Here is a 20,847-nt window from a genome sequence, read left to right as displayed (position 1 = left end):
CGCGGCCGATGATGGCGCACCCCGCACCCCGTCCGCGATCAACACACTCGGATCTTGCGGGAGTTCGCCGAATCCGCGAGGTCTCGTCCGGGTGGTGATCGATTCGGGACGTCCGCGGACTCCCTGTGTCGTTTCAGCCAGTCATGTGATCGTCATATGCCGTGCTTCTTGAGGATGGCCTCGATGTCGCTGAAGTCCTCGCCGGAACCGGCGGAGCCGGTGGAGCGGGGTCCGGCGGCGGGCCGGGTCGCGGGGGCGGCGGAACCTCTGGTCGCGGGGGCCGGGGCCGGCCGCAGCGACGGCGCCGGGGCCGCGGGGGCCACCGCGTCCGGCCGCGTCTTCCCGGCCGCCCCGCCCTCGGAGCCGGCGCGGGCACGGCGGCGCTCCACGGCGCGGGTGCCGGCGAACAGCAGCCAGGCCGCGCCGAGCACCCCGAAGCCCGCCCAGGCGGTGGGGCTGAAGGCCGTGTCCGCCAGCCAGCCGACCACGCCGGTCATCACCAGGCCGATCGGCACCAGCGAGTAGGCGGCGATACGGGCCGCCGACAGGAAACGCCTGCGGTAGGCCGTCACCACGGCTATACCCAGGCCCGCCGCGGACACGGCGGAGCAGACGGTCTCGGCAATCATCCGGTCCTCCTGGCGGCCTCGGTCGGGTGGGCGGGAGCGGGAACCCGCGGAGCACAGCACACCCGGCCGGGGCCGAGGTGCGGCACTTCGTCCCTTCCATCCTGCACCGCCCGGACCACGCGAGGCCATGCCCGGAGCGGGACATCAGGGAGATCTCCGGGTCGCCTCCTCCCGAGGTGCCGGCCCGAGGTCCCGATTGGGTCACCCGCCTGCGGCCTGGAAGACTGGGGGCATGAACGACTCCTCCCCCGCGGCCGCCGACGCCCTCGTCCTCGACATCTGGTGCGAACTGCAGTGCCCCGACTGCCGCACCGCCCTGGACGACGTCCGCGCCCTGCGCGCCCGCTACGGCGACCGGCTGGAGCTGCGACTGCGGCACTTCCCGCTGGAGAAGCACAAGCACGCCTTCGCCGCCGCCCAGGCCGCCGAGGAGGCGCTGACGCAGGGCAGGGGCTGGCCGTACGTGGAGGCCGTGCTGGAGCGGGTCGGGGAGCTGGACCGTCAGGGAGAACCCCTCCTGGTGGAGGTGGCCCGCGAACTCGGTCTGGACGCCGAGGAGTTCGACACCGCGCTGATCGACGGCCGGCACATCCTGATCGTCGACGCCGACCAGGCCGAGGGCAAGGCGATCGGCGTCACCGGCACGCCGACGTACGTCATCGGCGGTGAGCGCCTGGACGGCGGCAAGAGCCAGGAGGGCCTGCGCGGGCGCATCGAGGAGATCGCCGACCGGCTGCTGGGCGGGCAGGACGCCTGAGCCGGGCGACCGGGACGCCCTACAGGAGGGGCTTGGCGAGCGCGTGGGTCACCGTCTCGTAGCCGAGTGACTCGTACAGCCGCTCGGCCGCGGTGTTGCCCGCGAACACGTTGAGGCCGAGGACCGGCCGGCCCGCCTCGACGGCCTGGCGCTCCGCAAGCAGCATGAGCGTACGGCCGTGCCCCCGGCCGCGGTGGGCCGTGTCGGCCTCGACGTCGAACACGTACGCCTTGGCGTCCTCCAGGGCCACCCACAGGGTGCCGACCGGGGTTCCCTCGTGTTCCAGGACACTGAAGAGCATGCCCTCGGTCGCGACTCCCGCGGGCAGCAGCCGCGCGTGGTCGCCGCGGGACTTGGCGCGGGCGGCCTCCTCCGGGACGCCCCGCTCCATCCACACGCGCGCGTACCGCTCGCTCTCCCGCTCCTCCCACGCGTCGTACTCGGCGGGGCTCATGGGCCGCGCGTGACTGCCCGGCGGCAGCTCGGGCGGGGTGGGTCCGAGGCTCTTCCGCATGCCGCGGTTGCGCGGGACGTAGCCGAGGGCGGCGAACAGCCGCAGCGCGGCCTGGGCCGAGGCGGGGACGACGGTCTCGATCTGCCGGCAGCCCCAGCCGCGGGCCACCTCCTCGGCGGCGAGCGCGGCGACCGTGCCCCGGCCGCGTCGCCGGTCGGGCTCGGCGATCCGCAGGTCGTGGATGCGGGCCACCGAGCCGCCGAGGGACGGCGACGTGCCGAGCCGGATCTCGCCGACGGGACGGCTGTTCACACACACCTGGAACCGGCGCGAGCGGGTCCCGTCGGGCTGCTGCTGAAGCGGCTCGGCCGGCCGCAGGGTCGTGGTCATCACTGGAGTTCTACCCCCGCCGACCGGCCCAGTCAGCCCGTTTTCCGGGCTCAGGGATCCAGGTCCCGACCGAAGTGCTCGTCGAAGATCCGCATCGCCTTGGCGGTCACCGGGCCCGGGGCGCCGGGCAGTTCGCGTTCGTCGACCCGGTGCACGGCCTGGACGTCGCGCAGCGTGGAGGTCAGGAAGATCTCGTCCGCCCCCGCCAGCACGTCCAGGGGCAGGTCGGTCTCCTTGGCGCCGGTCCACTCGACGGTGAGGGCACGCGTGATGCCGGGGAGGCAGCCGGAGGCGACCGGCGGGGTGTGGATCTCGCCGTCGAGGACGACGAAGACGTTCGAGCCGGTGCCCTCGCAGAGCCGGCCCACCGTGTTGCCGAACAGGGCCTCGGACGCGCCGTGTTCGTAGGCGCGGGCCAGGGCGACCACGTTCTCGGCGTACGAGGTCGTCTTCAGGCCGGTGAGCGCGCCGCGCTCGTTGCGGGTCCAGGGCACGGTGATCACCGCGGTGGTGTCCGGGCGGCGGGCCGTCTCCCCGAGGGCGACCACGAGGGTCGGGCCGTGCTCGCCACGGTCGGAGCCGAGCGGGCCGTGGCCGCCGGTGTAGGTGACGCGCAGCCGGCCGAGCGGCATCGGATTGGCCTCCAGGACCGCGGCGCAGGCCTCGCGGACCTCGTCGTGGTCGGGGTCGGGCAGGCCGAGGCCCCGGGCCGAGCGGGTCAGCCGGTCCAGGTGCCGGGTGAGCGCGAAGGCCCTGCCGCCGACCGCCTTCAAGGTCTCGAAGATTCCGTCGCCGACGGTCAGCCCGTGGTCGAAGACGGAGACCCGGGCCGACTCCACGTCCCGCAGCCCGCCGTCCAGCCAGATCTTCATGTGAGCGCCCCTTCGTCGCTGTCCGTCCCACCGGCCTCGTGTTCCCCGTACGTCCCCGACGCTACCGCGAGCAGCCGGGACGCCTTCAGCTCGGTCTCCCGCCACTCCCCCTCGGGGTCCGAGCCCCAGGTGATGCCGGCGCCGGTGCCGAAGCGCAGGGCGCCCGCGGCGCGGTCGATCCAGAAGGTGCGGATGCCCACGGCCAGCTCGCCGGTGCCCCGGTCGGCGTCGACCCAGCCGATGCCACCGCAGTACGGGCCGCGCGGTGCCGTCTCCAGTGCCTCGATGATCCGCAGGGCGCTCGACTTCGGCGCGCCGGTGACGGAACCGGGCGGGAAGGCGGCCGCCAGCAGGTCCGGCCAGCCGGCGCCGGGGCGCAGCTCGCCGCGGACCGTGGAGACGAGGTGGACCAGACCGGGGTGCTTCTCCACGGCGCACAGGTCCGGGACGGACACGCTGCCGGTGGCGCAGACGCGCCCGAGGTCGTTGCGGACCAGGTCCACGATCATCACGTTCTCGGCGTAGTCCTTCTCCAGGAGGTCCGCCTCGGTGCGCCCGGTGCCCTTGATGGGGCCGGACTCCACGCTCCGGCCGGAGCGGCGCAGGAACAGTTCCGGGGAGGCGGTGGCGATCTCCACGCCGTGCTCCGGCAGCCGGATCGTTCCCGCGTACGGCGCCGGGTTGCCGCGGGCCAGCAGGGCGGTCAGGGCGTCCACGTCGGCGTCCGGGGGCACCGGCGCGCCGAGCACCCGGCAGAGGTTGGCCTGGTAGACCTCGCCGGCCGCGATGTGGTCGCGGATCCGGCGGACGGCCGCCGTGTACGCGGCCCGGTCCAGGGAGGACGTCCAGTCCCCCACGGCGGGGCCCCGCCAGGCGCCGGGCACGGGGGCGGGCACCGGCGCCCGGCGCACGTCAGCGAAGCGGGCGCAGGTCAGGCGGCCCTCGAAGTCGGCGCACACGGCCCAGAAGCCGGTGGAGTCCAGGGCGGCCGGATCGCCGGTGACGTCGAGGAGGCCGGTGGCGAGACGGTCGCCGAAGCGGGCCAGGGGAGGCAGGCCGTGAGGGTGGTGGAGCACGTGGTCGAGTCTAGGTCGGGTGTCCGGGAGGTGGCCCGGGGATGTCCCGGCGGCGGCCCCGGCCGGGAGGTCCGCCGGGTGCACCGCAGCACGCTGCGCAAACGCGTTTTTGTACTGGCCGGGGAATCCGCTAGAGTTCAACACGTCGCCGGGACGCGGAAGCGGACCGAAACGACAGGCGGACGTAGCTCAGTTGGTAGAGCGCAACCTTGCCAAGGTTGAGGTCGCGAGTTCGAGCCTCGTCGTCCGCTCGAAGGAAGAAGGGGTCGTCCCGATCCCCTACACTCCTGGTGGAGTGGCCGAGAGGCGAGGCAACGGCCTGCAAAGCCGTCTACACGGGTTCAAATCCCGTCTCCACCTCCAAGGACGATTAGCTCAGCGGGAGAGCGCTTCCCTGACACGGAAGAGGTCACTGGTTCAATCCCAGTATCGTCCACTGGATCTTCTCGAAGATCCACGGGTCTCGTAGCAGATCCACACCCGCGCGATTAGCTCAGCGGGAGAGCGCTTCCCTGACACGGAAGAGGTCACTGGTTCAATCCCAGTATCGCGCACTGTCTGTGATTCGTGGATCACAGCCGCGGACGATTAGCTCAGCGGGAGAGCGCTTCCCTGACACGGAAGAGGTCACTGGTTCAATCCCAGTATCGTCCACACACCGAAGCCCCCGGTCCTGCGACCGGGGGCTTCTTCGTGCCGTCTCAGCTGGAGAAGAGCATGTGGGTGAAGCTCCGGTGGCCGTGGTGACCGTGGCCGTGGCCGCCGTGGTGACCGCCGTGCGGGGCGCCCCAGGCGGGCGCGGGCGGCGCGGGGTACGCCTGCGGGGCGGGGTACGCCTGCGGGGCGGGCTTGGACCACTGGGACTCCAGCTGGGTCAGCGCCTCCAGCTCGCCGTAGTCGAGGAAGATGCCCCGGCAGCCACTGCACTGCTCGATCTGGATGCCGTTGCGGTTGTAGGTGTGCATGGGCGCATGGCACTTCGGACAATGCATCGTCGGCTCAACTCCTCGCCGGTCGGTCCTGCTTCGTGTTTCCCCAGGACAGACTCCGTCCCGGGGCGGGCGGTTGCACACGGAGGCCGGAAACCCTGATTCAACTGGCGGGCGACGGCACGGACGTCATCCGGGCGCAGGCGTCGACGACGGCCTGCTCGACCTCGTCCAGCGGGCGGTCGCCGGCGAGCGCCTTGGTGAGCGCCAGGGCGGCCGTCTGCACGGTGAGCGCGCGGGCCGCGACGTCCAGGGCGGGCCAGGGGTCGCCGTCCCCGGGGACGGCCGGTCCGCCGGCCCGCCGGTAGGCGGCCAGAAAGCGGGTCCACTCGTCGGGCGGGAGGAGCCCGCAGGCGAACCACGCGGCGGGGCGCGCGAGGTCCCAGGCCGGGACGCCCACCCCCAGGTCGTCCACGTCGATCAGCTTCCACGGGCCCTCGGGCGCCGGGTGCCGGACGAGCTGGCCCAGATGCAGATCGCCGTGGCAGAGGGTCCCCGGGCCGGGCATCGGGGCCTGCCCGCGAGCCCAGGCGGGGAGGGCGGCCCACGCCCGGCGGACCGGCCGGGCCGCCTCGTGGGGCCGGACCACCATGGCCTCGTCGAGCCGCCGCACGGCACGGGCGGCCTTGGCGGGGCCGCGCATCGGGGGCAGGCCGGGGGGCGGGGCCGTGCGGTGCAGCCGGGCGAGCAGCGTGCCGGCGGCCTCCCAGGGCGCCGCGTCCGGGTCGTCCGGGTCCACGGGGGTGCCGTGCGGCCACAGGGTCACCAGGCGGCCGTGCAGCGGGACGGGGGTGGGGTCGAGCGGGGGCAGGAGGATGCCCGGGAGCCGGGCGGCCGTGCCGAGACGGAGGGCCAGGCCGGCCGGGTCGGTGCCGGGGGCGTGGGCCTTCGCGACGGTGTCCGCGTGACGTACGACGGTGGCGTCGGGGCGGTCGGCGAGGGTGGTGTCACCGCAGTCGCAGGGGGCTGCGGTGACGCGTCGCGGGTGGGCCGCGGCGGCGGCCTTCGCGGCCAGCGCGGGGAGGAGGGTCACGGGGGCCTCGGTGGTCGGGGTGTCCGGAGGAGCGTACGCCTGGGCGGTGGGGCTGGGGGCGGGGGCGGGAGCGGGGCGGCGGTGCGGGGACCCGGGGGGTCAGGGGTGCGCGGTGTGGTGGCTGGACGGGGGTGGGGGCGCGGGGAACCGGGGTTGCGGTGGTGCGCGGTGCGGTCGCTGGACGGGGGTGGGTGTCGCTTGCCCGCGCTCGCGGGGTGCCGCAGCGCCCACCCGTGCCGCCCCCGCGGCACGAGTGCCCGCAGTGCGGGCGGGCACTGTGTTGTCGGGTGGGCGCCGCTCCAGCCGCAGGACCGGCCGCAACGAGGGCTGACCCTGTGCTGCCGGGTGGGCGCTGCTCCGGCGGCGGGACCGGCCGCGGCGAGGGCCGGCACTGTGTCGTCGGGTGAGCGCCGCTCCAGCCGCAGGACCGGCCGCAACGAGGGCTGACCCTGTGCTGCCGGGTGGGCGCTGCTCCGGCGGCGGGACCGGCCGCGGCGAGGGCCGGCACTGTGTTGTCGGGTGAGCGCCGTTCCAGCGGGGGGCCGGGGGCTTGCGGGACGCTGCGGCGGGCGGGCTGGAACGGGGCAATGCCGGCGCAGCTCCCCAGCTGCGCCGGCATTTGTGCCGTCCGCCGTACCCCCGTCCCCACGGGGTTTCATGGATGGATGTCCCCGCCCGGACCGCTCTTCCGGGCCTGGGGTCGCCGCTCAGCGCCCCAGCATCGCACCCACGGACGACGCCTGTGTGGCCACCGTCTCCCAGCCGTCGAAGACGAGCAGGAGCAGGGCCGCCAGGGGAAGGGCCATGAGCGTCGCCACCAAGGGGTGGCGGCGACCCGTGCGGCGGGGGGCGAACGCGGTGCGTCGCGGTGCCGTGTGGGCCATGGTCCCTCTCCTGACCGTTCGGTTGTCGTCTGCAGCGGCAGGTGCCTGACCTCGGGGGACGAGTGCTGCACCCGCCGCTTGACCTCAAATCTAGGCGTGCGGGCGGCGACGGTCGTCATGCCTTCGTACCGATTGCCGGGCCTCCCGGAGGATGAGCCATGACCTGCGGAGTACTCCCCAGGGTGGAGACACGGTCCCGGGTCTCAGGGACATCCCCGAGGGGCCGTCCGCCGTGTCCGTCATTTCCGAACCATCCGGCGGTCCGGACCGAGTGACTTCGATCACTCAGCCGGGGCCCGGGACGGTGGCCGGGCGCGCTTCCGGAGCCCCCCGGCGCGGGGTGCCGCGGGCCGTCCGGGAGGGCCCCGCGGGAGGACGGTGCGGTCGCGGTCGTACGGCCATGGCGAGATCAACCCCCCTGTGTGGTCGGCGGGTTGAGGGCGACGGTGCGTCAAAGACACCGCCTGGGGTGGCTTCCTGACCGTGTTTCACCTCGTTCGGGCGGTGCGCACAATCCATCCGGCCGAGAGGGCGCGGCCTCTGCGCGCAGGCGGCTCGGGAAACGTAAGCTGTGCCCCGTCACAGGGACCGGGCAGCGGGGATGAACATGGCGATGATGCGCCTGAGGCGCGAGGACCCGCGCGTCGTCGGCTCGTTCAGGCTTCACCGACGGCTCGGCGCGGGCGGGATGGGCGTGGTCTACCTCGGCTCCGACAAGAAGGGCCAGCGGGTCGCGCTGAAGGTGATCCGCCCCGACCTCGCCGAGGACCAGGAGTTCCGGTCCCGTTTCGCGCGCGAGGTCTCGGCGGCCCGGCGCATCCGGGGCGGCTGCACGGCCCGGCTCGTGGCGGCGGACCTGGAGGCCGACCGGCCCTGGTTCGCCACGCAGTACGTGCCCGGCCCCTCCCTGCACGACAAGGTCGCCGACGAGGGCCCGCTCGGCGCGGCCGACACCGCGGCGGTCGGCGCGGCCCTGTCCGAGGGGCTGGTCGCGGTGCACGAGGCCGGTGTCGTCCACCGGGACCTGAAGCCCTCGAACATCCTGCTGTCCCCCAAGGGGCCACGGATCATCGACTTCGGCATCGCCTGGTCCACCGGCGCCTCCACGCTCACCCACGTGGGCACCGCCGTCGGCTCCCCCGGCTTCCTCGCCCCCGAGCAGGTGCGCGGCGCCACGGTCACCCCGGCGACGGACGTCTTCTCGCTGGGCGCGACCCTGGCCTACGCCTCGACCGGCGACTCCCCCTTCGGGCACGGCAGTTCCGAGGTGATGCTGTACCGGGTGGTGCACGAGGAGCCGCAGCTGTACGGCGTGCCCGACGCGCTCGCGCCACTGATCCGGGCCTGCCTGGCGAAGGACCCCGAGAACCGGCCGAGCACCCTGCAACTGTCGCTGCGGCTCAAGGAGATCGCCGCCCGCGAGGCGCAGGGGCTGGCCGACGTACGGCCGCCCGCGCCGCGGGTGTCGGAGGCGGACCGGCCCACCGGGCGGCTGGTCGACACCTACCCCGATCAGCAGCGCGTCCAGCGGCGCACCTCCCCCGGCACCCCGGTGCCGCGCTCCGGTGTTCCGTCCCGGGGCGGTGTGCCCTCGCGGGGCGGCAGTTCCTCGCGCGGCGGGGGTGTCCCTTCGCGCCCGGGTGGGGCGCGCTCCGGCAGCGGCAGTCGTCCCGCCCCGCGCGGCGGTGCCCGTCGGCCGGCGCCGCGCACGACGGGGGGCGGGCGACGCCCGGCCAATCCGCGGCTGTTGCGGCAGCGGCTGTTCGTGTTCGTGGTGGTGACGCTGCTCGTGGCGCTCGGCATCGCGGTGGCGCAGGGCTGCCAGGGCCCGGCCCGCGGCCTCGGCGGCGACGGTGTGCAGAGGCAGCAGCAGACGCGGGTGGGTCACCGCGCGGAGGCGGCCGAGGCGGCCCGGGCGCAGGTGTCCGGCCGGTCCGCACCGGCGCGGGGTCCCGGCGCCGAGGGGTAGGAGCCCCTCCGGGGTTCAGGGCTGGGGCCGGCCTCCGGCGACGGCGTAGAAGGCGACCGCGGCGGCCGCGCCCACGTTGAGCGAGTCGACGCCGTGGGACATCGGGATGCGCACCCATTCGTCGGCGGCGACCAGGGCCTGGGTGGACAGCCCGTCACCCTCGGCGCCGAGCATGAGCGCCACCCGGTCCATCCGGTGCGGGGCGGCCTCGTCCAGGGTGCGTGCCTTCTCGTCCGGGGTGAGTGCGAGGAGGGTGAAGCCGGCCTCGCGGACCTGCTCAAGACCCTTGGGCCAGGTGTCCAGGCGGGCGTACGGCACCGAGAACACCGCCCCCATCGAGACCTTGACGCTCCGCCGGTACAGCGGGTCGGCGCAGTCGGGCGACAGCAGCACCGCGTCCATGCCGAGGGCCGCAGCCGAGCGGAAGATGGCGCCGATGTTGGTGTGGTCGTTGACGGACTCCATGACCACCACCCGGCGGGCGGAGCGCAGCAGTTCGGTGGCGGTCGGCAGCGGCTTGCGCTGCATGGAGGCCAGGGCGCCGCGGTGGACGTGGTAGCCCGTGACCCGCTCGGCGAGCTCCGGGGTGACGGCGTACACCGGGGCCGGGAGTTCGTCGATGACGTCGCGCATGACGTCGAGCCACTTGGCCGAGAGCAGCATGGAGCGCATCTCGTAGCCGGCTTCCTTGGCCCTGCGGATGACCTTCTCGCCCTCGGCGATGAACAGGCCCTCGGCCGGCTCGCGCTTGCGGCGCAGGTCGACGTCGGTCAGGCCCGTGTAGTCACGCAGGCGGGGGTCGTCGGGATCCTCGACGGTGATGAGATCGGCCACAGGGTGATACTGCCTTGTCCTGGGTGTGGTGCCAACGGCTGGGTACGGGTGCGTTACCCCGGGTTACGCGTGATCAAGGGGTGGGCTCGGGGCCTGCCTTCACGACCTCGCCGATGACGATGACGGCAGGGGGCCGCACGTCCTCGGCGCGCACGGTCTCGGCGACCGTGGCGAGGGTGGCGTCGACGCGGCGCTGTGCGGCCGTCGTGCCCTCCTGCACCAGGGCGACCGGGGTCGCGGGCGGCCTGCCGTGTGCGACGAGCGTGTCGGCGATCTTCCCGATCTTGTCGACGCCCATCAGGACCACGAGCGTGCCGGTGAGCTTCGCCAGCGAGGGCCAGTCGACCAGCGAGCGCTCGTCGTCGGGCGCGACATGGCCGCTGACGACGGTGAACTCGTGTGCGACGCCCCGGTGGGTGACCGGGATGCCGGCGGCGCCCGGCACCGAGATCGAGCTGGAGATGCCCGGGACGACCGTGCAGGGGATGCCGGCCTCGGCGAGCGCCTGGACCTCCTCCATGCCGCGGCCGAAGACGAACGGGTCGCCGCCCTTGAGCCGGACGACCGACTTGCCCTGCTTGGCGTGCTCGATCAGCGCGTTGTTGATGGCCTCCTGGGCCATGTAGCGCCCGTACGGGATCTTCGCCGCGTCGATCACCTCGACGTGCGGCGGGAGTTCGGCGAGCAGGTCGCGCGGGCCGAGCCGGTCGGCGATGACGACGTCCGCCTCGGCGAGGAGCCGGCGGCCGCGGACCGTGATCAGATCCGGGTCGCCGGGGCCGCCGCCGACGAGGGCGACGCCGGGGGTGCGGGTGCGGTGGTGCGGGGCGACGAGGGTGCCGTCGCGCAGCCCCTCGACGACCGCGTCGCGGATGGCCGCCGTGTGGCGGGGGTCGCGGCCACGCGCCTCGGTGGTGAGGACGGCGACCGTGACGCCCGCGCTGGTGCCGGTGGCCGGGGTCCACGCGGTGGCCCGGTCGGCGTCGTCGGAGCGGACGCACCAGACCCGGTGGCGCTCGGCCTCGGCGGAGGCGGCGATGTTGGCCTCGGCGTCGCTGGTGGCGATGAGGGCGTACCAGGCCTCGGCGAGGTCGCCGTCCTGGTACGGACGCCTGACCCAGGTGATCTCGCCCGCGTCCGCCATGGCCTCCACCGAGGGGGTCGCCCCGGGGGACACGAGCACGACCTCCGCGCCGGCCGCGATCAGCGCCGGGAGACGGCGCTGGGCCACCTGGCCGCCGCCGACGACGACCACACGGCGGCCGGAGAGGCGGAGGCCTACGGGGTAGGCGGGGTGTTCGGCCATGGCTCCTCCGGGGGCGTTGTGGTGGCCCTGACGTGCGGATTTTACGTGGGCGTCGGTGCGGACGGGGCGGGTGGTCGCGGGCTGAGACGGGTGGCCGGGTGCACGCCGCCGGGTGGTCGCGCCCACCCGACGGTGCGCACGACCACCCACGGTGCCGGTGCGGCGCCGATGCCCCCGGCGCCTACTTCTCCGTGACGCCCGCCGAGTCGAACGTGGCCACCTCGTGCATCGCTCTGGCCGTGCTCTGCACCAGCGGCAGGGCCAGGAGTGCGCCGGTGCCCTCGCCGAGGCGGAGGTCGAGGTCGACCAGGGGGCGCAGGCCCAGCTTGTTGAGGGCCGCCACGTGCCCCGGCTCGGCGCTGCGGTGGCCGGCGATGCAGGCCGCGAGCACCTCGGGGGCGATGGCGCGCGCGACGAGGGCCGCGGCACCGGCGCTGACGCCGTCCAGGATCACCGGGGTGCGCAGGGAGGCGCCACCCAGCAGCAGGCCCACCATCGCCGCGTGCTCGAAGCCGCCGATCGCGGCCAGGACGCCGATGGGGTCGGCCGGGTCCGGCTGGTGGAACTCCAGGGCGCGGCGGACCACGTCGGTCTTGCGGGCCAGCGTCTCGTCGTTGATGCCCGTGCCGCGGCCGGTCACCTCGGCCGGGTCGGCGCCGGTGAAGACGGAGATAAGCGCCGCGGACGCCGTGGTGTTGGCGATGCCCATCTCACCCGTGAGCAGCGCCTTGTTGCCGGCCGCCACCAGGTCGCGGGCGGTCTCGATGCCGACCTCGATGGCCGCCTTGGCCTCCTCGCGGGTCATCGCGGGGCCGGTGGTCATGTCGGAGGTGCCGCCGCGGATCTTGCGGGGCAGCAGGCCGGGGGTGGCGGGCAGGTCGGAGGCGACGCCGACGTCCACGACGCACACCTCGGCGCCGACCTGGTTGGCGAAGGCGTTGCAGACCGCTCCCCCGCCGAGGAAGTTGGCCACCATCTGGGCGGTGACCTCCTGCGGCCACGGGGTGACGCCCTGGGCGTGGACGCCGTGGTCGCCCGCGAAGATCGCGACCGCGGCGGGCTCCGGGATCGGCGGCGGGCACTGCCGGGACAGCCCGGACAGCTGCGCGGAGATGATCTCCAGCATGCCGAGCGCGCCGGCCGGCTTGGTCATGCGCTTCTGGCGCTCCCAGGCCTCGCCGAGGGCCTTGGCGTCGAGCGGGCGGATCTGTGCGACGGTCTCGGCAAGCAGGTCGTGGGGTTCCTCTCCGGGCAGGGCGCGGCGGCCGTACGTCTCCTCGTGCACCACCCAGGACAGGGGGCGCCGCTTGGACCAGCCGGCCTGCATCAGCTCGGGCTCGTCGGGGAATTCGTCGACGTACCCGACGCACAGGTAGGCGATGACCTCCAGGTGCTCGGGCAGGCCGAGGGCGCGGACCATCTCGCGCTCGTCGAAGAAGCTGACCCAGCCGACGCCGAGGCCTTCGGCGCGGGCGGCGAGCCAGAGGTTCTCGACCGCGAGCGCGGCGGAGTACGGCGCCATCTGCGGCTGGGTGTGGCGGCCCAGGGTGTGCCGGCCGCCGCGGGTGGGGTCGGCGGTGACGACGATGTTGACCGGGGTGTCGAGGATGGCCTCGATCTTCAGTTCCTTGAACTGCTTCGCCCGGCCCTTGGGCAGCGACTTCGCGTAGGCGTCACGCTGGCGCATGGCCAGTTCGTGCATGGCGCGCCGGGTGTCGGCGGACCGGATGACCACGAAGTCCCAGGGCTGCGAGTGGCCGACGGAGGGCGCCGTGTGGGCGGCCTCCAGGACGCGGAGCAGCACCTCGTGCGGGATGGGGTCGCCCCGGAAGCCGTTGCGGATGTCGCGGCGCTCGCGCATCACCTTCAGGACGGCCTCGCGCTCGGCGTCGTCGTAGCCGGGCGCGGCCGGGCCGGCGGGCTGTCGTGCTTCTGCCACTGCGGCCGTGCTCTCTTCCTGGTCGGCGGCCCTGGTCTGCAGGTCCTCCGCGTGCTGTACGACATCGGGTGCGGGCTCGGCGTCCGGCGCGGCCGGTGCGGCGACCGCCTCGGCCTCGCGGGGCGCGGGCACCGTGGCCACCGGCTCCTGGACGCCGTGCGGCTCCTGCGGGCCCTGGGGGTCCAGCGCCTGCGCGGGCAGGACGAGGGGGTACGGCGGGGTCGGCGCCAGGTGCGGGGTGGTCGGCACCTGGCCGTCCACGGGCACGAACTGCCCGAGCGGCTGCTCCGGGTGGGGCTCCAGCGGCACGTTGGTGGGCAGCGTCTCACCGGAACCGGTGCGCACCGCCTGCGCGGGAATCTCCGGCTGCGCGACGGCCTCGGCGGGCAGGGGCTGCGGTTGCTCGGTGACCTCCGCCGCCTCCTCTGCCTCCGCGACCTCCGTGGGCGCGGCGGACTCCGGCTGTACGACGGCGTCGGCCGGAACGGACTCCGGATGCGCCACGGCGTCGGCCGGGACGGACTCGGGATGCACGGCCTGCTCGGCGGGGACCGGGACCTCCGCGGCGACCGGAACGGGCGTGCCGGTGGCCGGTGTGCCGGTGACCTCGACGGCGGCCGGTGCGGGCGTGTCCTCGACGGGCTGGATCTGGGGAGCGCCGAGTACGACGTCGTCGCCGGCCGGAACCGGCCCGGCGGCGGGAGCGGCCTGCTGGAGGGCGTCCAGGGCCGACTGATGGGGCTGGAGCAGGACCTGCGGGTGCTCCGGCTGCTGGAGCTGCTGCGGCACGCCGACCGCGGCCTCGGCCTCGGGGGCCACGGGTTCGGCCAGCTGCGGACCCTGGGCCTGGTAGAGGTCCGGCGCGGGCACCTCGCCCACCCCGGCCTCCGGTGCGGGGGCCACGGCGACGGACTCCGGCGCGGGTGCCTGGGCGGGGACCGGTTCGGGCGCCTGGGCGGCGTCGGTGACGGGCGCGGCCTCGACCGCGACGGCGGCGGGCTGCCCGTCGGCGGCCGGCACGTCGGTGTGCGGCACGGGGGCGACGGCCTCCGGCGCAACCTCCGCCGCAGCGGTGGCTGCCTCGGCGACCGCCGGTGCCTGCGCCGCGTCGGCGGGCTGCGCACCCTCGACCAGCGGGGCGGGGCCGTCCGTGACCTGTCCGCCCACGGGCCCCTGGGCGAACAGGGCCTCGCCCGAAGCCTCCTGACCGGCCGTCTCCGTCTCCTGGGCGTGCTCCGCCAGAACCTGCCCGGTGGCCGGGTCGGCCTCAGGAGCGACCACCGGCACCACGACCTCGTCCGGCACCGTGGCCTCGTCCGGTGCGACGGCGGCGGCCGGGGAGGCCGCGACCGGCGCGGGCTCCGCGGCATCGGGGATCTCGGGCGCGTCGGCGGGCTCCCCGGTCCGCGCGGCCGCGGCGTTCTCCGCGCCGTCGGCCTGCTGCCCGGGCTGGGCCACGGGCGCGTGGTCCGCGACGAGGCCGCCGTTCACGGCGGCCGTGGCGTCGGCCGGTGCGCCGGGGACGTCCGGGGCGCCGGGGGCGTTCTCGGGGCCCTGGTCGGCGGAAGGCGTGTACACGCCGTCGTGACCGTGCGCGGGCTGCGCGCCGTCGTGGCCGTGCACCATCTGGGCGGGGGCCGGTGCCTGCGCGGCCGCCTGGGTGGCGAGACGCGCCACGGCGGCCTGTGCGGCCCCGGACTGCTCGACCGGCTCGGCGGAGGCGTCCGCCTCGGGGGCGACGGCCGGGTCAACCGTTTCGGCAGCCGGTGCCTGTGCGGCGACCTCGGCCACCGCGGCGGGAACGACGCCCGGGGCCGCCTCGGCGGGCACGGCGCCCCAGGGGGCCGCGCTCTGCGGGGCCATCTCGCGCAGCGGCTGGCCGTCGAGGTACTCGGGACCGGCCGGAACCGGACCGGGCTGCCGCACCGGGGCGCCCGCGGGGCCGCGGTCGGCCAGGGAGCGCACCGGGCTCGCGGAGGCGTCCGGGATCGGCGGGCCGAGGTGCAGGGGTCGGCGCGGCGGCTGCGCGGCGGCCGGCGGCTCCTGCGGCGCGGCGAGGACGGGCGACGGCGGCACGGACGCCGGGGCCGGGTCGGGAAGGCGGACGCCGCTGAGGTCGACGGAGCCGCTGTCGCGGCCCGACGCCTCGTGCGGGCCCGGCTCGTGGACGGCCTCGACCACCGGCTCCGGGGCGGGCGGCGGCACTTCGTTGCCCCACGCGCCCTGGGCGCCCGGCAGCAGCAGGTCTTCGTCCTCGGCGGGAGCCTCGGAGAGGTAGGTGTACGAACCGTGCGCGGGGACGCCCGGCTGCTCCACCATGCCTGCGCTCTCCGGCTGTCCCTCGCCCGGGACCTGGCCGGTGTCGGTCATGCGTACCCCTCGCCCAATCGGTTAGTGCTCCTACGACCAGCTCACCCGGAACGGCGCACCGACCGCCCCGTAGTGAAGAACGAGCGTCCGTGCCCAGCGGCACGAACGACCCGCCGGAAAAGGCGACAAAGCCATTCAGTGGCATTGTCCCGGCCGTTCCGCCGTCGCGACAGCATGATCCGCGACAGCCCGCTGTGGACTACGCCACGTTGCGCGTCCTCGGGTTCCGCCGTACCACACCCAAACCGGGCGTGCGTTCCGGACATTGGCGAACGAAGTTCCGGGCGCCCGGTGCGGTACAACGATCGGCCAGCCTACCGCGCGCGGTACGACAACAGGATCACGGGGCGCGATCGGGCAGAACCCCGCTGAGCAGGAACGCGACGCTCCGCTCGGTCTCGGTCCAGGCGCGGGTGTCGAGCTCGACGGACTGGAGCAGGGCGCACTCGACGCGGTATCCGTGCTCGGTCAGGTCCCGGCCCACGAGTTCGGCCTCGTCGCGGGTCGCCGCGTGCGTGACGATGCGCTGGGGGCGCCGGTCGGCGACCGCCGAGACGACGGCCGCTGCCCCGCCGCCGACCCGTACGACGTCCGGTTCGGGCAGGTTCTCCAGGACGTGCGGGGCGCTGCCGGACACCACCTGGAGCTGGACACCGAGGCGGCGCGCGACCCCCTCGGTGCGGGCGCAGGCCGCCGGGTCGCGGTCGACGGCGATGACGGCCGCCCCGGCGCGCGCGGCGTCGGCGGCGAACGCGCCGCTGCCGCAGCCGATGTCCCAGACGAGGTCGCCGACCCGGGGGCCGAGCCGGGCGAGTTGGGCGGCGCGGAGCAGTTCCGTCTCGCCCTCCCCGAGGCCGTGGCCGTAGGTCTCGTCGGGCTGCACCCAGCCGCGCGGGCCGGCGCCCGGGTCGCGCCCGGCGATCCAGCCGCCGCCCTCCCCGGCACCGGCCGGACCGCCGATGACGATGACGACGTTGGGGTCGCGCCAGGTGTGGTCGGCGGCGTTGTCGGAGGTGACGACGCTGACCTGCTCGCGTTCGGTGCCCAGTTCCTCGCAGATGACGAAGGTCCGGTGGACCCCCTCCAGGAGCAGGCCGAGTTCGGCGGGTCCGGCGCCCGGTGCGGTGAGGACGGCCACCTTGGTGTGGGCGCGGCAGACGTTCACGGCGCGGCGCAGGGTGCGCGGGTGGGCGACGACCACCTGGGCGTCGGACCAGGGCATGCCGGCCCGGGCGAAGGCGGCGGCCACGGAGGAGACGGCGGGGACGACCTCCACCTCCAGGCCGAACTCCGGTGCGCGCAGAGTGCGTACGACGCCGAAGAAGCCGGGATCGCCGTCGGCGAGCACCACGGCGCTGCCGCGGTGGGCGGCGATGCGGCGGGCGGCGAGCGCGGGGCTGCCGAGGCGGATGCGCTCGGCGGCGGGCGGAACCTCGGGCAGCGCCAGGTGGTGGGCCGCGCCCGCCACGAGCGTGGCGGCGCCGAGGGCGGAGCGTGCCGCGTCGGTCAGTGGCGAGCCGTCCCAGCCGATCACCGTGACCCGGTCGGCCATCGTCGTGTGTCTCCAGGTTTTCGCAGGTCGTCAGGGTACGGGCCTGTGGGCAGGCTCCGTGAGGGTACCTGGTGGAACTGTCGGGCGCGCGGCGGGGCGCGGTCGGCCCCGGTGGTCAGTTCCAGTCGGAGTAGGTGGTGAAGCCACCGGTGTCGGCGAGCTGGTCGTCCGCGCCTTCCAGGTCCTCCGGCAGCAGGCTCCACACGATGTAGTCGGTGCGCACGTCGGTCCACGTGCCGTCCTCGGCGCGGTGGCGCACTATGCAGGCGTTGCGCAGGACGCCCTCGCTGATGCAGCCGATCTTCTGGGCGACCTGCTGGGCGGCGGTGTTGTCGGCGGCCGTGCGGATCTCGATGCGCTCGAACTTCTGGTCGCCGAACAGCCATTGGGCGGTGGCGAGGGCGGCCTCGGAGGCGTAGCCCTCGCCGCGGGCCCAGGGCGCGACGACGTACGACAGCTCGGTGGCCCGGATCTTCCAGTTCGTCCTGGTGAGCTGGACGACGCCGACCAGGCGCTGGGTGAGGAACTCGGTGACGGCGAGGTCCAGGCCGTTGCCCACGGTGCGCTCGGCGGGCGCGCGCTCGGTGATCCAGTGCCGCGCGTCGCCCTCGGTGAACGGCTGGGGCACGTCGCTGCAGGCGGCGATCTGCTCGTCGTTCATCATCTCGGCCAGTGCGCGCAGATCGTCCTCGTCGAGGGGGCGCAGCACCAACCGCTCCGTGCTGATGGAGATGTTGGGGAAGGTGCTAGTCATGCGCCGCTCCGTAACCTTCGGAAAAACCTCGAGAGACCGGCAGGACGGGGACACCGGCCTGCTGAACTGCCCAGCATGCAGCATGAAACCAGTGAACCGCACAACGGGGTCCACACCCGGTGAGGGAGTGGACCCCGTGCGTCACGAAACGCCGTATACGTGCAGTGGGCCTCGGAGCAGGAGGATCAGAGGGTCATAAGGATCAGAAGGAGGGGATGACCGAACCCTGGTACTTGTCCTCGATGAACTTCTTGACCTCGGGCGAGGTGAGGAGCTTGGCGAGCTTCTTCACCCGCGGGTCCTTCTCGTTGCCCTTCTTCACCGCGAGGAAGTTGCCGTAGGGGTTGTTCTTCGCGGACTCCAGAACGATGGCGTCCTTGGCGGGCTTGAGGCCCGAGGAGATGGCGTAGTTGCCGTTGACGACCGCCGCGTCCACGTCGTCCAGGGAGCGCGGGGTCTGGGCCGCCTCGACCTCCTTGAACTGGAGGTGCTTGGGGTTCTTGGTGATGTCCTGCGGGGTGGCCTCGTTGCCGACGCCGGACTTGAGGGTGATGAGCCCGTTGTCGGCGAGCAGCTTCAGGGCGCGGGCCTCGTTGACGGCGTCGTTGGGGACGGCGATGGTCGCACCGCTCTTGAGGGCGCCGGCCTTCTTGACCTTGTGGGAGTACAGGCCGAGCGGCTCCAGGTGCACCGTGACGACGGGCACGATGTCCGTGCCGCGCTTCTTGTTGAAGTCGTCCAGGTACGGCTTGTTCTGGAAGTAGTTGGCGTCCACCGAGCCGTCCTCGGTCGCCGTGTTCGGCGTGATGTAGTCGGTGAACTCCTTGACCTCCAGGTCGAGTCCCGCCTTCTTCGCCAGGTTCTTCTTGACGAAGTCGAGGATCTCGGCGTGCGGGGTCGGGCTGGCGGCGACGACCAGCGGGCCGCTGTAGTCGGCGGAGCCGGAGGACTTGCCGGAGCCGCAGGCGGTCAGCCCGAAGGTGAGGGCTCCGGCGGCGAGGACGGCGGTGGTGAGCTTGGCGGTGTTACGCACGAAAAGTGCCTTTCCTTATGGGTGGTGCGACCCCGTGAGCGGGGCTGGCGGCGCGAAGCGCCGTCGTCGAGGGGTGGTGGGCGGGGAGCCCGGGGAGCGTCAGGCGGCCTTGCCGACGTCAGCGGCGGCGGGTTCCCCGGCCTTGAGCAGGCGGAGCTTCGGCGCCGGGCCGGAGCGGCCGCCGCGGCTGTGCAGGGAGCGTGCCGCGAGGTCGCCGGCGAACTGGATGAGGGAGATCACGACCGCGAGGATCGCGACGGTGATCCACATCAGCTCGGTCTCGAAGCGCTGGTAGCCGTAGCGGACGGCGAGGTCGCCGAGGCCGCCGCCGCCGACCGTGCCGGCCATGGCGGAGTAGCCGATGAGGGCGATGACCGTGGTGGTGGTGCTGGCGATCAGCGAGGGCAGGGACTCGGGGACGAGCACCTTGCGGACGATCGTCCAGGTGTTGCCGCCCATGGACTGCACGGCCTCCACGAGACCGTTGTCCACTTCGCGGACGGCCGTCTCGACCAGGCGGGCGAAGAACGGGATGCCGCCGATGGCGAGCGGCACGATCGCGGCGGTCGTGCCGATCGTCGTCCCGGTGACCCAGCGGGTGAAGGTCATCAGGGCGACCATCAGGATGATGAACGGCATGGAGCGGCCGATGTTCACGATCTGGCCGATCACCTTGTTGGCGACGACGTTCTGCAGCAGGCCCCCCCGGTCCGTGAGGACGAGGAGCAGGCCGAGGGGGAGGCCGACGGCGACGGCGACGAGGGTGGACCACAGGACCATCGAGAACGTCTCGGAACACGCCTGCGACAGCAGCGGCTGCATCTCGGACCAGGTCACTTGGCACCTTCCTTCACCAGCAGGGCCTCCTGGCCCAGCACGTCGATCTGCAGTCCCTGTTCGCGCAGGAAGCCGATGGGCACCACGTTGTCCTCGTAGTGGCCGGGCAGTTCGATGCGCATGCGGCCGATCTGGAGACCGCCGACGGTGTCGATGGCGGCGCCGAGGATGGAGATGTCGACGTTGTAGGTGCGTGAGACCTGGGAGATGACGGGCTGGGTGGCGGCCTCGCCGTGGAAGGTCACGTCGAGGACGGTCCGCTCGGCGCCGGTGCGCTCGCCGCTCACCGGGAAGAGAGCGGCGGCCAGTTCGGAGCCGGGGGTGGCGAGCAGCTCGCTGACCGTGCCGGACTCCACGATCCGGCCGTTCTCCATGAGGGCGGCGGAGTCGCAGATCGACTTCACGACGTCCATCTCGTGGGTGATGAGCAGGACGGTCAGGCCCAGTTGCCGGTTCAGGTCGCGCAGCAGCTGGAGGATGGAGCGGGTGGTCTCCGGGTCGAGGGCGCTGGTGGCCTCGTCGGAGAGCAGCACCTTGGGGTCGCCGGCCAGGGCGCGGGCGATGCCGACGCGCTGCTTCTGGCCGCCGGAGAGCTGGGCGGGGTGGGCCTTGGCCTTGTCGGCGAGGCCCACCAGGTCGAGCAGTTCGAGTGCCTTGCGGGAACGTTCCTTCCCCGACTTGCCGAGGATCTCCAGCGGCAGCTCGACGTTGTCCTGCACGGTCCGCGAGGACAGCAGGTTGAAGTGCTGGAAGACCATGCCGATCCGGCTGCGCGCCCGGCGCAGTTCCTTCCCGGCGCGCTGTCCCCGGCCGGCGAGGGCGGTGAGGTCCTGCCCGGCGACGGTCACGGTGCCGGAGGTGGGGCGCTCCAGCAGGTTGACGCAGCGGATCAGGGAGGACTTGCCGGCTCCGGACTGGCCGATGACGCCGTAGACCTCGCCTTCGCGGACGTGGAGATCGACGCCGTCGAGGGCGGTGACTTCACGGCCACGGGAGCGGTAGACCTTGGTCAGGCCCGATGTGGTGATCACAGGATTTCCGTCACTGTCGAGTGTCCGGGCGTGGGTGTGCCCGGGCACGGTGCGTTTCGTGCGTTCTGGCGGGGGACGCGGCACGGTTCCCGGACAACGGTCGGCCGGGGAGAACGTCGTGTGGCGTGGGGCGGCCTC

At 73.9% G+C, this 20,847-nt stretch carries 17 protein-coding genes and 5 tRNA genes; 7 read left to right on the top strand and 15 right to left on the bottom strand.

From position 1 onward, the window contains the following. Positions 1-152: 152 nt before the first annotated feature. Positions 153-629, bottom strand: a complete 477-nt coding sequence (locus ACZ7FF_RS35740; RefSeq protein ID WP_470817738.1) for a hypothetical protein — start codon at positions 627-629, stop codon at positions 153-155. Between the two features lie 232 nt (positions 630-861). Between ACZ7FF_RS35740 and ACZ7FF_RS35735 the strand changes: the two genes are divergently transcribed. After that, positions 862-1,386 (top strand): DsbA family protein, encoded by a 525-nt coding sequence (locus ACZ7FF_RS35735; protein ID WP_470817737.1) that lies wholly within the window; start codon positions 862-864, stop codon positions 1,384-1,386. 19 nt (positions 1,387-1,405) lie between these two features. Here ACZ7FF_RS35735 and ACZ7FF_RS35730 read toward each other — a convergent pair whose 3' ends face one another. Genes ACZ7FF_RS35730 through ACZ7FF_RS35720 form a run of 3 tightly spaced genes read right to left on the bottom strand, consistent with a single transcriptional unit; the run spans position 1,406 to position 4,178 of the window. Continuing rightward, positions 1,406-2,230: a GNAT family N-acetyltransferase gene (locus ACZ7FF_RS35730; RefSeq protein WP_470817736.1), complete on the bottom strand. Its 825-nt coding sequence runs from the start codon at positions 2,228-2,230 to the stop codon at positions 1,406-1,408. Positions 2,231-2,280: 50 nt separating this feature from the next. Then, positions 2,281-3,102 carry an aminotransferase class IV gene (locus ACZ7FF_RS35725; RefSeq protein ID WP_470817734.1) on the bottom strand — a complete coding sequence of 274 codons (822 nt, stop codon included), beginning with the start codon at positions 3,100-3,102 and terminating at the stop codon, positions 2,281-2,283. Beyond that, positions 3,099-4,178 (bottom strand): chorismate-binding protein, encoded by a 1,080-nt coding sequence (locus ACZ7FF_RS35720; protein ID WP_470817733.1) that lies wholly within the window; start codon positions 4,176-4,178, stop codon positions 3,099-3,101. The genes ACZ7FF_RS35725 and ACZ7FF_RS35720 overlap by 4 nt, the downstream gene beginning before the upstream one ends. A 178-nt stretch (positions 4,179-4,356) precedes the next feature. Here ACZ7FF_RS35720 and ACZ7FF_RS35715 point away from each other — a divergent pair. The 5 genes from ACZ7FF_RS35715 to ACZ7FF_RS35695 all read left to right on the top strand — a co-directional run bounded on the left by ACZ7FF_RS35715 (position 4,357) and on the right by ACZ7FF_RS35695 (position 4,832). Further along, positions 4,357-4,429: transfer RNA gene (locus tag ACZ7FF_RS35715), tRNA-Gly, on the top strand. Positions 4,430-4,467: 38 nt separating this feature from the next. Beyond that, positions 4,468-4,541, top strand: a tRNA-Cys gene (locus ACZ7FF_RS35710). A 1-nt stretch (position 4,542) separates the two neighbouring features. Beyond that, positions 4,543-4,614 (top strand) — tRNA-Val (locus tag ACZ7FF_RS35705). 46 nt (positions 4,615-4,660) lie between these two features. After that, positions 4,661-4,732: transfer RNA gene (locus ACZ7FF_RS35700), tRNA-Val, on the top strand. Between the two features lie 28 nt (positions 4,733-4,760). Then, a tRNA-Val gene (locus ACZ7FF_RS35695) sits at positions 4,761-4,832 on the top strand. Between the two features lie 47 nt (positions 4,833-4,879). Here ACZ7FF_RS35695 and ACZ7FF_RS35690 read toward each other — a convergent pair. The 3 genes from ACZ7FF_RS35690 to ACZ7FF_RS35680 form a co-directional block, all read right to left on the bottom strand. After that, positions 4,880-5,170 carry a TFIIB-type zinc ribbon-containing protein gene (locus tag ACZ7FF_RS35690; RefSeq protein WP_470817731.1) on the bottom strand — a complete coding sequence of 97 codons (291 nt, stop codon included), beginning with the start codon at positions 5,168-5,170 and terminating at the stop codon, positions 4,880-4,882. A gap of 100 nt (positions 5,171-5,270) precedes the next feature. Beyond that, positions 5,271-6,200 carry a phosphotransferase family protein gene (locus tag ACZ7FF_RS35685; RefSeq protein WP_470817730.1) on the bottom strand — a complete coding sequence of 310 codons (930 nt, stop codon included), beginning with the start codon at positions 6,198-6,200 and terminating at the stop codon, positions 5,271-5,273. A gap of 707 nt (positions 6,201-6,907) precedes the next feature. Beyond that, on the bottom strand, positions 6,908-7,084 hold the full coding sequence (locus ACZ7FF_RS35680) for a hypothetical protein (RefSeq protein ID WP_014671580.1): 177 nt from the start codon (positions 7,082-7,084) through the stop codon (positions 6,908-6,910). 601 nt (positions 7,085-7,685) lie between these two features. On the opposite strand from ACZ7FF_RS35680, the gene ACZ7FF_RS35675 reads away from it, so the two are divergent. Further along, positions 7,686-9,053, top strand: a complete 1,368-nt coding sequence (locus tag ACZ7FF_RS35675) for a serine/threonine-protein kinase (RefSeq protein ID WP_470817728.1) — start codon at positions 7,686-7,688, stop codon at positions 9,051-9,053. Between the two features lie 15 nt (positions 9,054-9,068). Here ACZ7FF_RS35675 and ACZ7FF_RS35670 read toward each other — a convergent pair whose 3' ends face one another. The 8 genes from ACZ7FF_RS35670 to ACZ7FF_RS35635 form a co-directional block, all read right to left on the bottom strand. Next, the gene (locus ACZ7FF_RS35670) at positions 9,069-9,887 is read right to left on the bottom strand and encodes a TrmH family RNA methyltransferase (RefSeq protein WP_470817727.1); all 819 of its coding nucleotides are present in this window, start codon (positions 9,885-9,887) and stop codon (positions 9,069-9,071) included. 73 nt (positions 9,888-9,960) lie between these two features. Further along, a complete protein-coding gene (cobA, locus tag ACZ7FF_RS35665) occupies positions 9,961-11,193 on the bottom strand; it encodes a uroporphyrinogen-III C-methyltransferase (RefSeq protein WP_470817725.1) in 1,233 nt (410 codons plus the stop codon). 181 nt (positions 11,194-11,374) lie between these two features. Continuing rightward, positions 11,375-15,502, bottom strand: a complete 4,128-nt coding sequence (gene cobT / locus ACZ7FF_RS35660; protein WP_470817724.1) for a nicotinate-nucleotide--dimethylbenzimidazole phosphoribosyltransferase — start codon at positions 15,500-15,502, stop codon at positions 11,375-11,377. A 340-nt stretch (positions 15,503-15,842) separates the two neighbouring features. Next, the gene (gene cbiE, locus ACZ7FF_RS35655; RefSeq protein ID WP_470817722.1) at positions 15,843-17,054 is read right to left on the bottom strand and encodes a precorrin-6y C5,15-methyltransferase (decarboxylating) subunit CbiE; all 1,212 of its coding nucleotides are present in this window, start codon (positions 17,052-17,054) and stop codon (positions 15,843-15,845) included. A gap of 115 nt (positions 17,055-17,169) precedes the next feature. Further along, positions 17,170-17,808 (bottom strand): GNAT family N-acetyltransferase, encoded by a 639-nt coding sequence (locus ACZ7FF_RS35650; RefSeq protein WP_470817720.1) that lies wholly within the window; start codon positions 17,806-17,808, stop codon positions 17,170-17,172. 202 nt (positions 17,809-18,010) lie between these two features. After that, positions 18,011-18,841 (bottom strand): MetQ/NlpA family ABC transporter substrate-binding protein, encoded by an 831-nt coding sequence (locus ACZ7FF_RS35645; RefSeq protein WP_470817718.1) that lies wholly within the window; start codon positions 18,839-18,841, stop codon positions 18,011-18,013. A gap of 99 nt (positions 18,842-18,940) precedes the next feature. Then, entirely contained in the window at positions 18,941-19,678 is a 738-nt protein-coding gene (locus tag ACZ7FF_RS35640) for a methionine ABC transporter permease (RefSeq protein WP_470817716.1), read from the bottom strand. Then, on the bottom strand, positions 19,675-20,709 hold the full coding sequence (locus ACZ7FF_RS35635) for a methionine ABC transporter ATP-binding protein (RefSeq protein ID WP_470817714.1): 1,035 nt from the start codon (positions 20,707-20,709) through the stop codon (positions 19,675-19,677). Before ACZ7FF_RS35635 ends, ACZ7FF_RS35640 begins: the two co-directional genes overlap by 4 nt. Between the last annotated feature and the right edge of the window lie 138 nt (positions 20,710-20,847).

Source organism: Streptomyces sp. NPDC037126 (assembly GCF_055605965.1).
This window is presented reverse-complemented; position numbering and strand designations above follow the sequence as displayed.

Excerpts from the sequence above, each read along its gene's own strand:
- cbiE (WP_470817722.1), bottom strand. The coding sequence starts at position 17,054 with ATGGCCGACCGGGTCACGGTGATCGGCTGGGACGGCTCGCCACTGACC.
- ACZ7FF_RS35675 (WP_470817728.1), top strand. The coding sequence starts at position 7,686 with ATGAACATGGCGATGATGCGCCTGAGGCGCGAGGACCCGCGCGTCGTC.
- ACZ7FF_RS35690 (WP_470817731.1), bottom strand. The coding sequence starts at position 5,170 with ATGCATTGTCCGAAGTGCCATGCGCCCATGCACACCTACAACCGCAAC.
- ACZ7FF_RS35735 (WP_470817737.1), top strand. The coding sequence starts at position 862 with ATGAACGACTCCTCCCCCGCGGCCGCCGACGCCCTCGTCCTCGACATC.
- cobA (WP_470817725.1), bottom strand. The coding sequence starts at position 11,193 with ATGGCCGAACACCCCGCCTACCCCGTAGGCCTCCGCCTCTCCGGCCGC.
- ACZ7FF_RS35680 (WP_014671580.1), bottom strand. The coding sequence starts at position 7,084 with ATGGCCCACACGGCACCGCGACGCACCGCGTTCGCCCCCCGCCGCACG.
- ACZ7FF_RS35730 (WP_470817736.1), bottom strand. The coding sequence starts at position 2,230 with ATGACCACGACCCTGCGGCCGGCCGAGCCGCTTCAGCAGCAGCCCGAC.
- ACZ7FF_RS35725 (WP_470817734.1), bottom strand. The coding sequence starts at position 3,102 with ATGAAGATCTGGCTGGACGGCGGGCTGCGGGACGTGGAGTCGGCCCGG.
- ACZ7FF_RS35650 (WP_470817720.1), bottom strand. The coding sequence starts at position 17,808 with ATGACTAGCACCTTCCCCAACATCTCCATCAGCACGGAGCGGTTGGTG.
- ACZ7FF_RS35740 (WP_470817738.1), bottom strand. The coding sequence starts at position 629 with ATGATTGCCGAGACCGTCTGCTCCGCCGTGTCCGCGGCGGGCCTGGGT.
- cobT (WP_470817724.1), bottom strand. The coding sequence starts at position 15,502 with ATGACCGACACCGGCCAGGTCCCGGGCGAGGGACAGCCGGAGAGCGCA.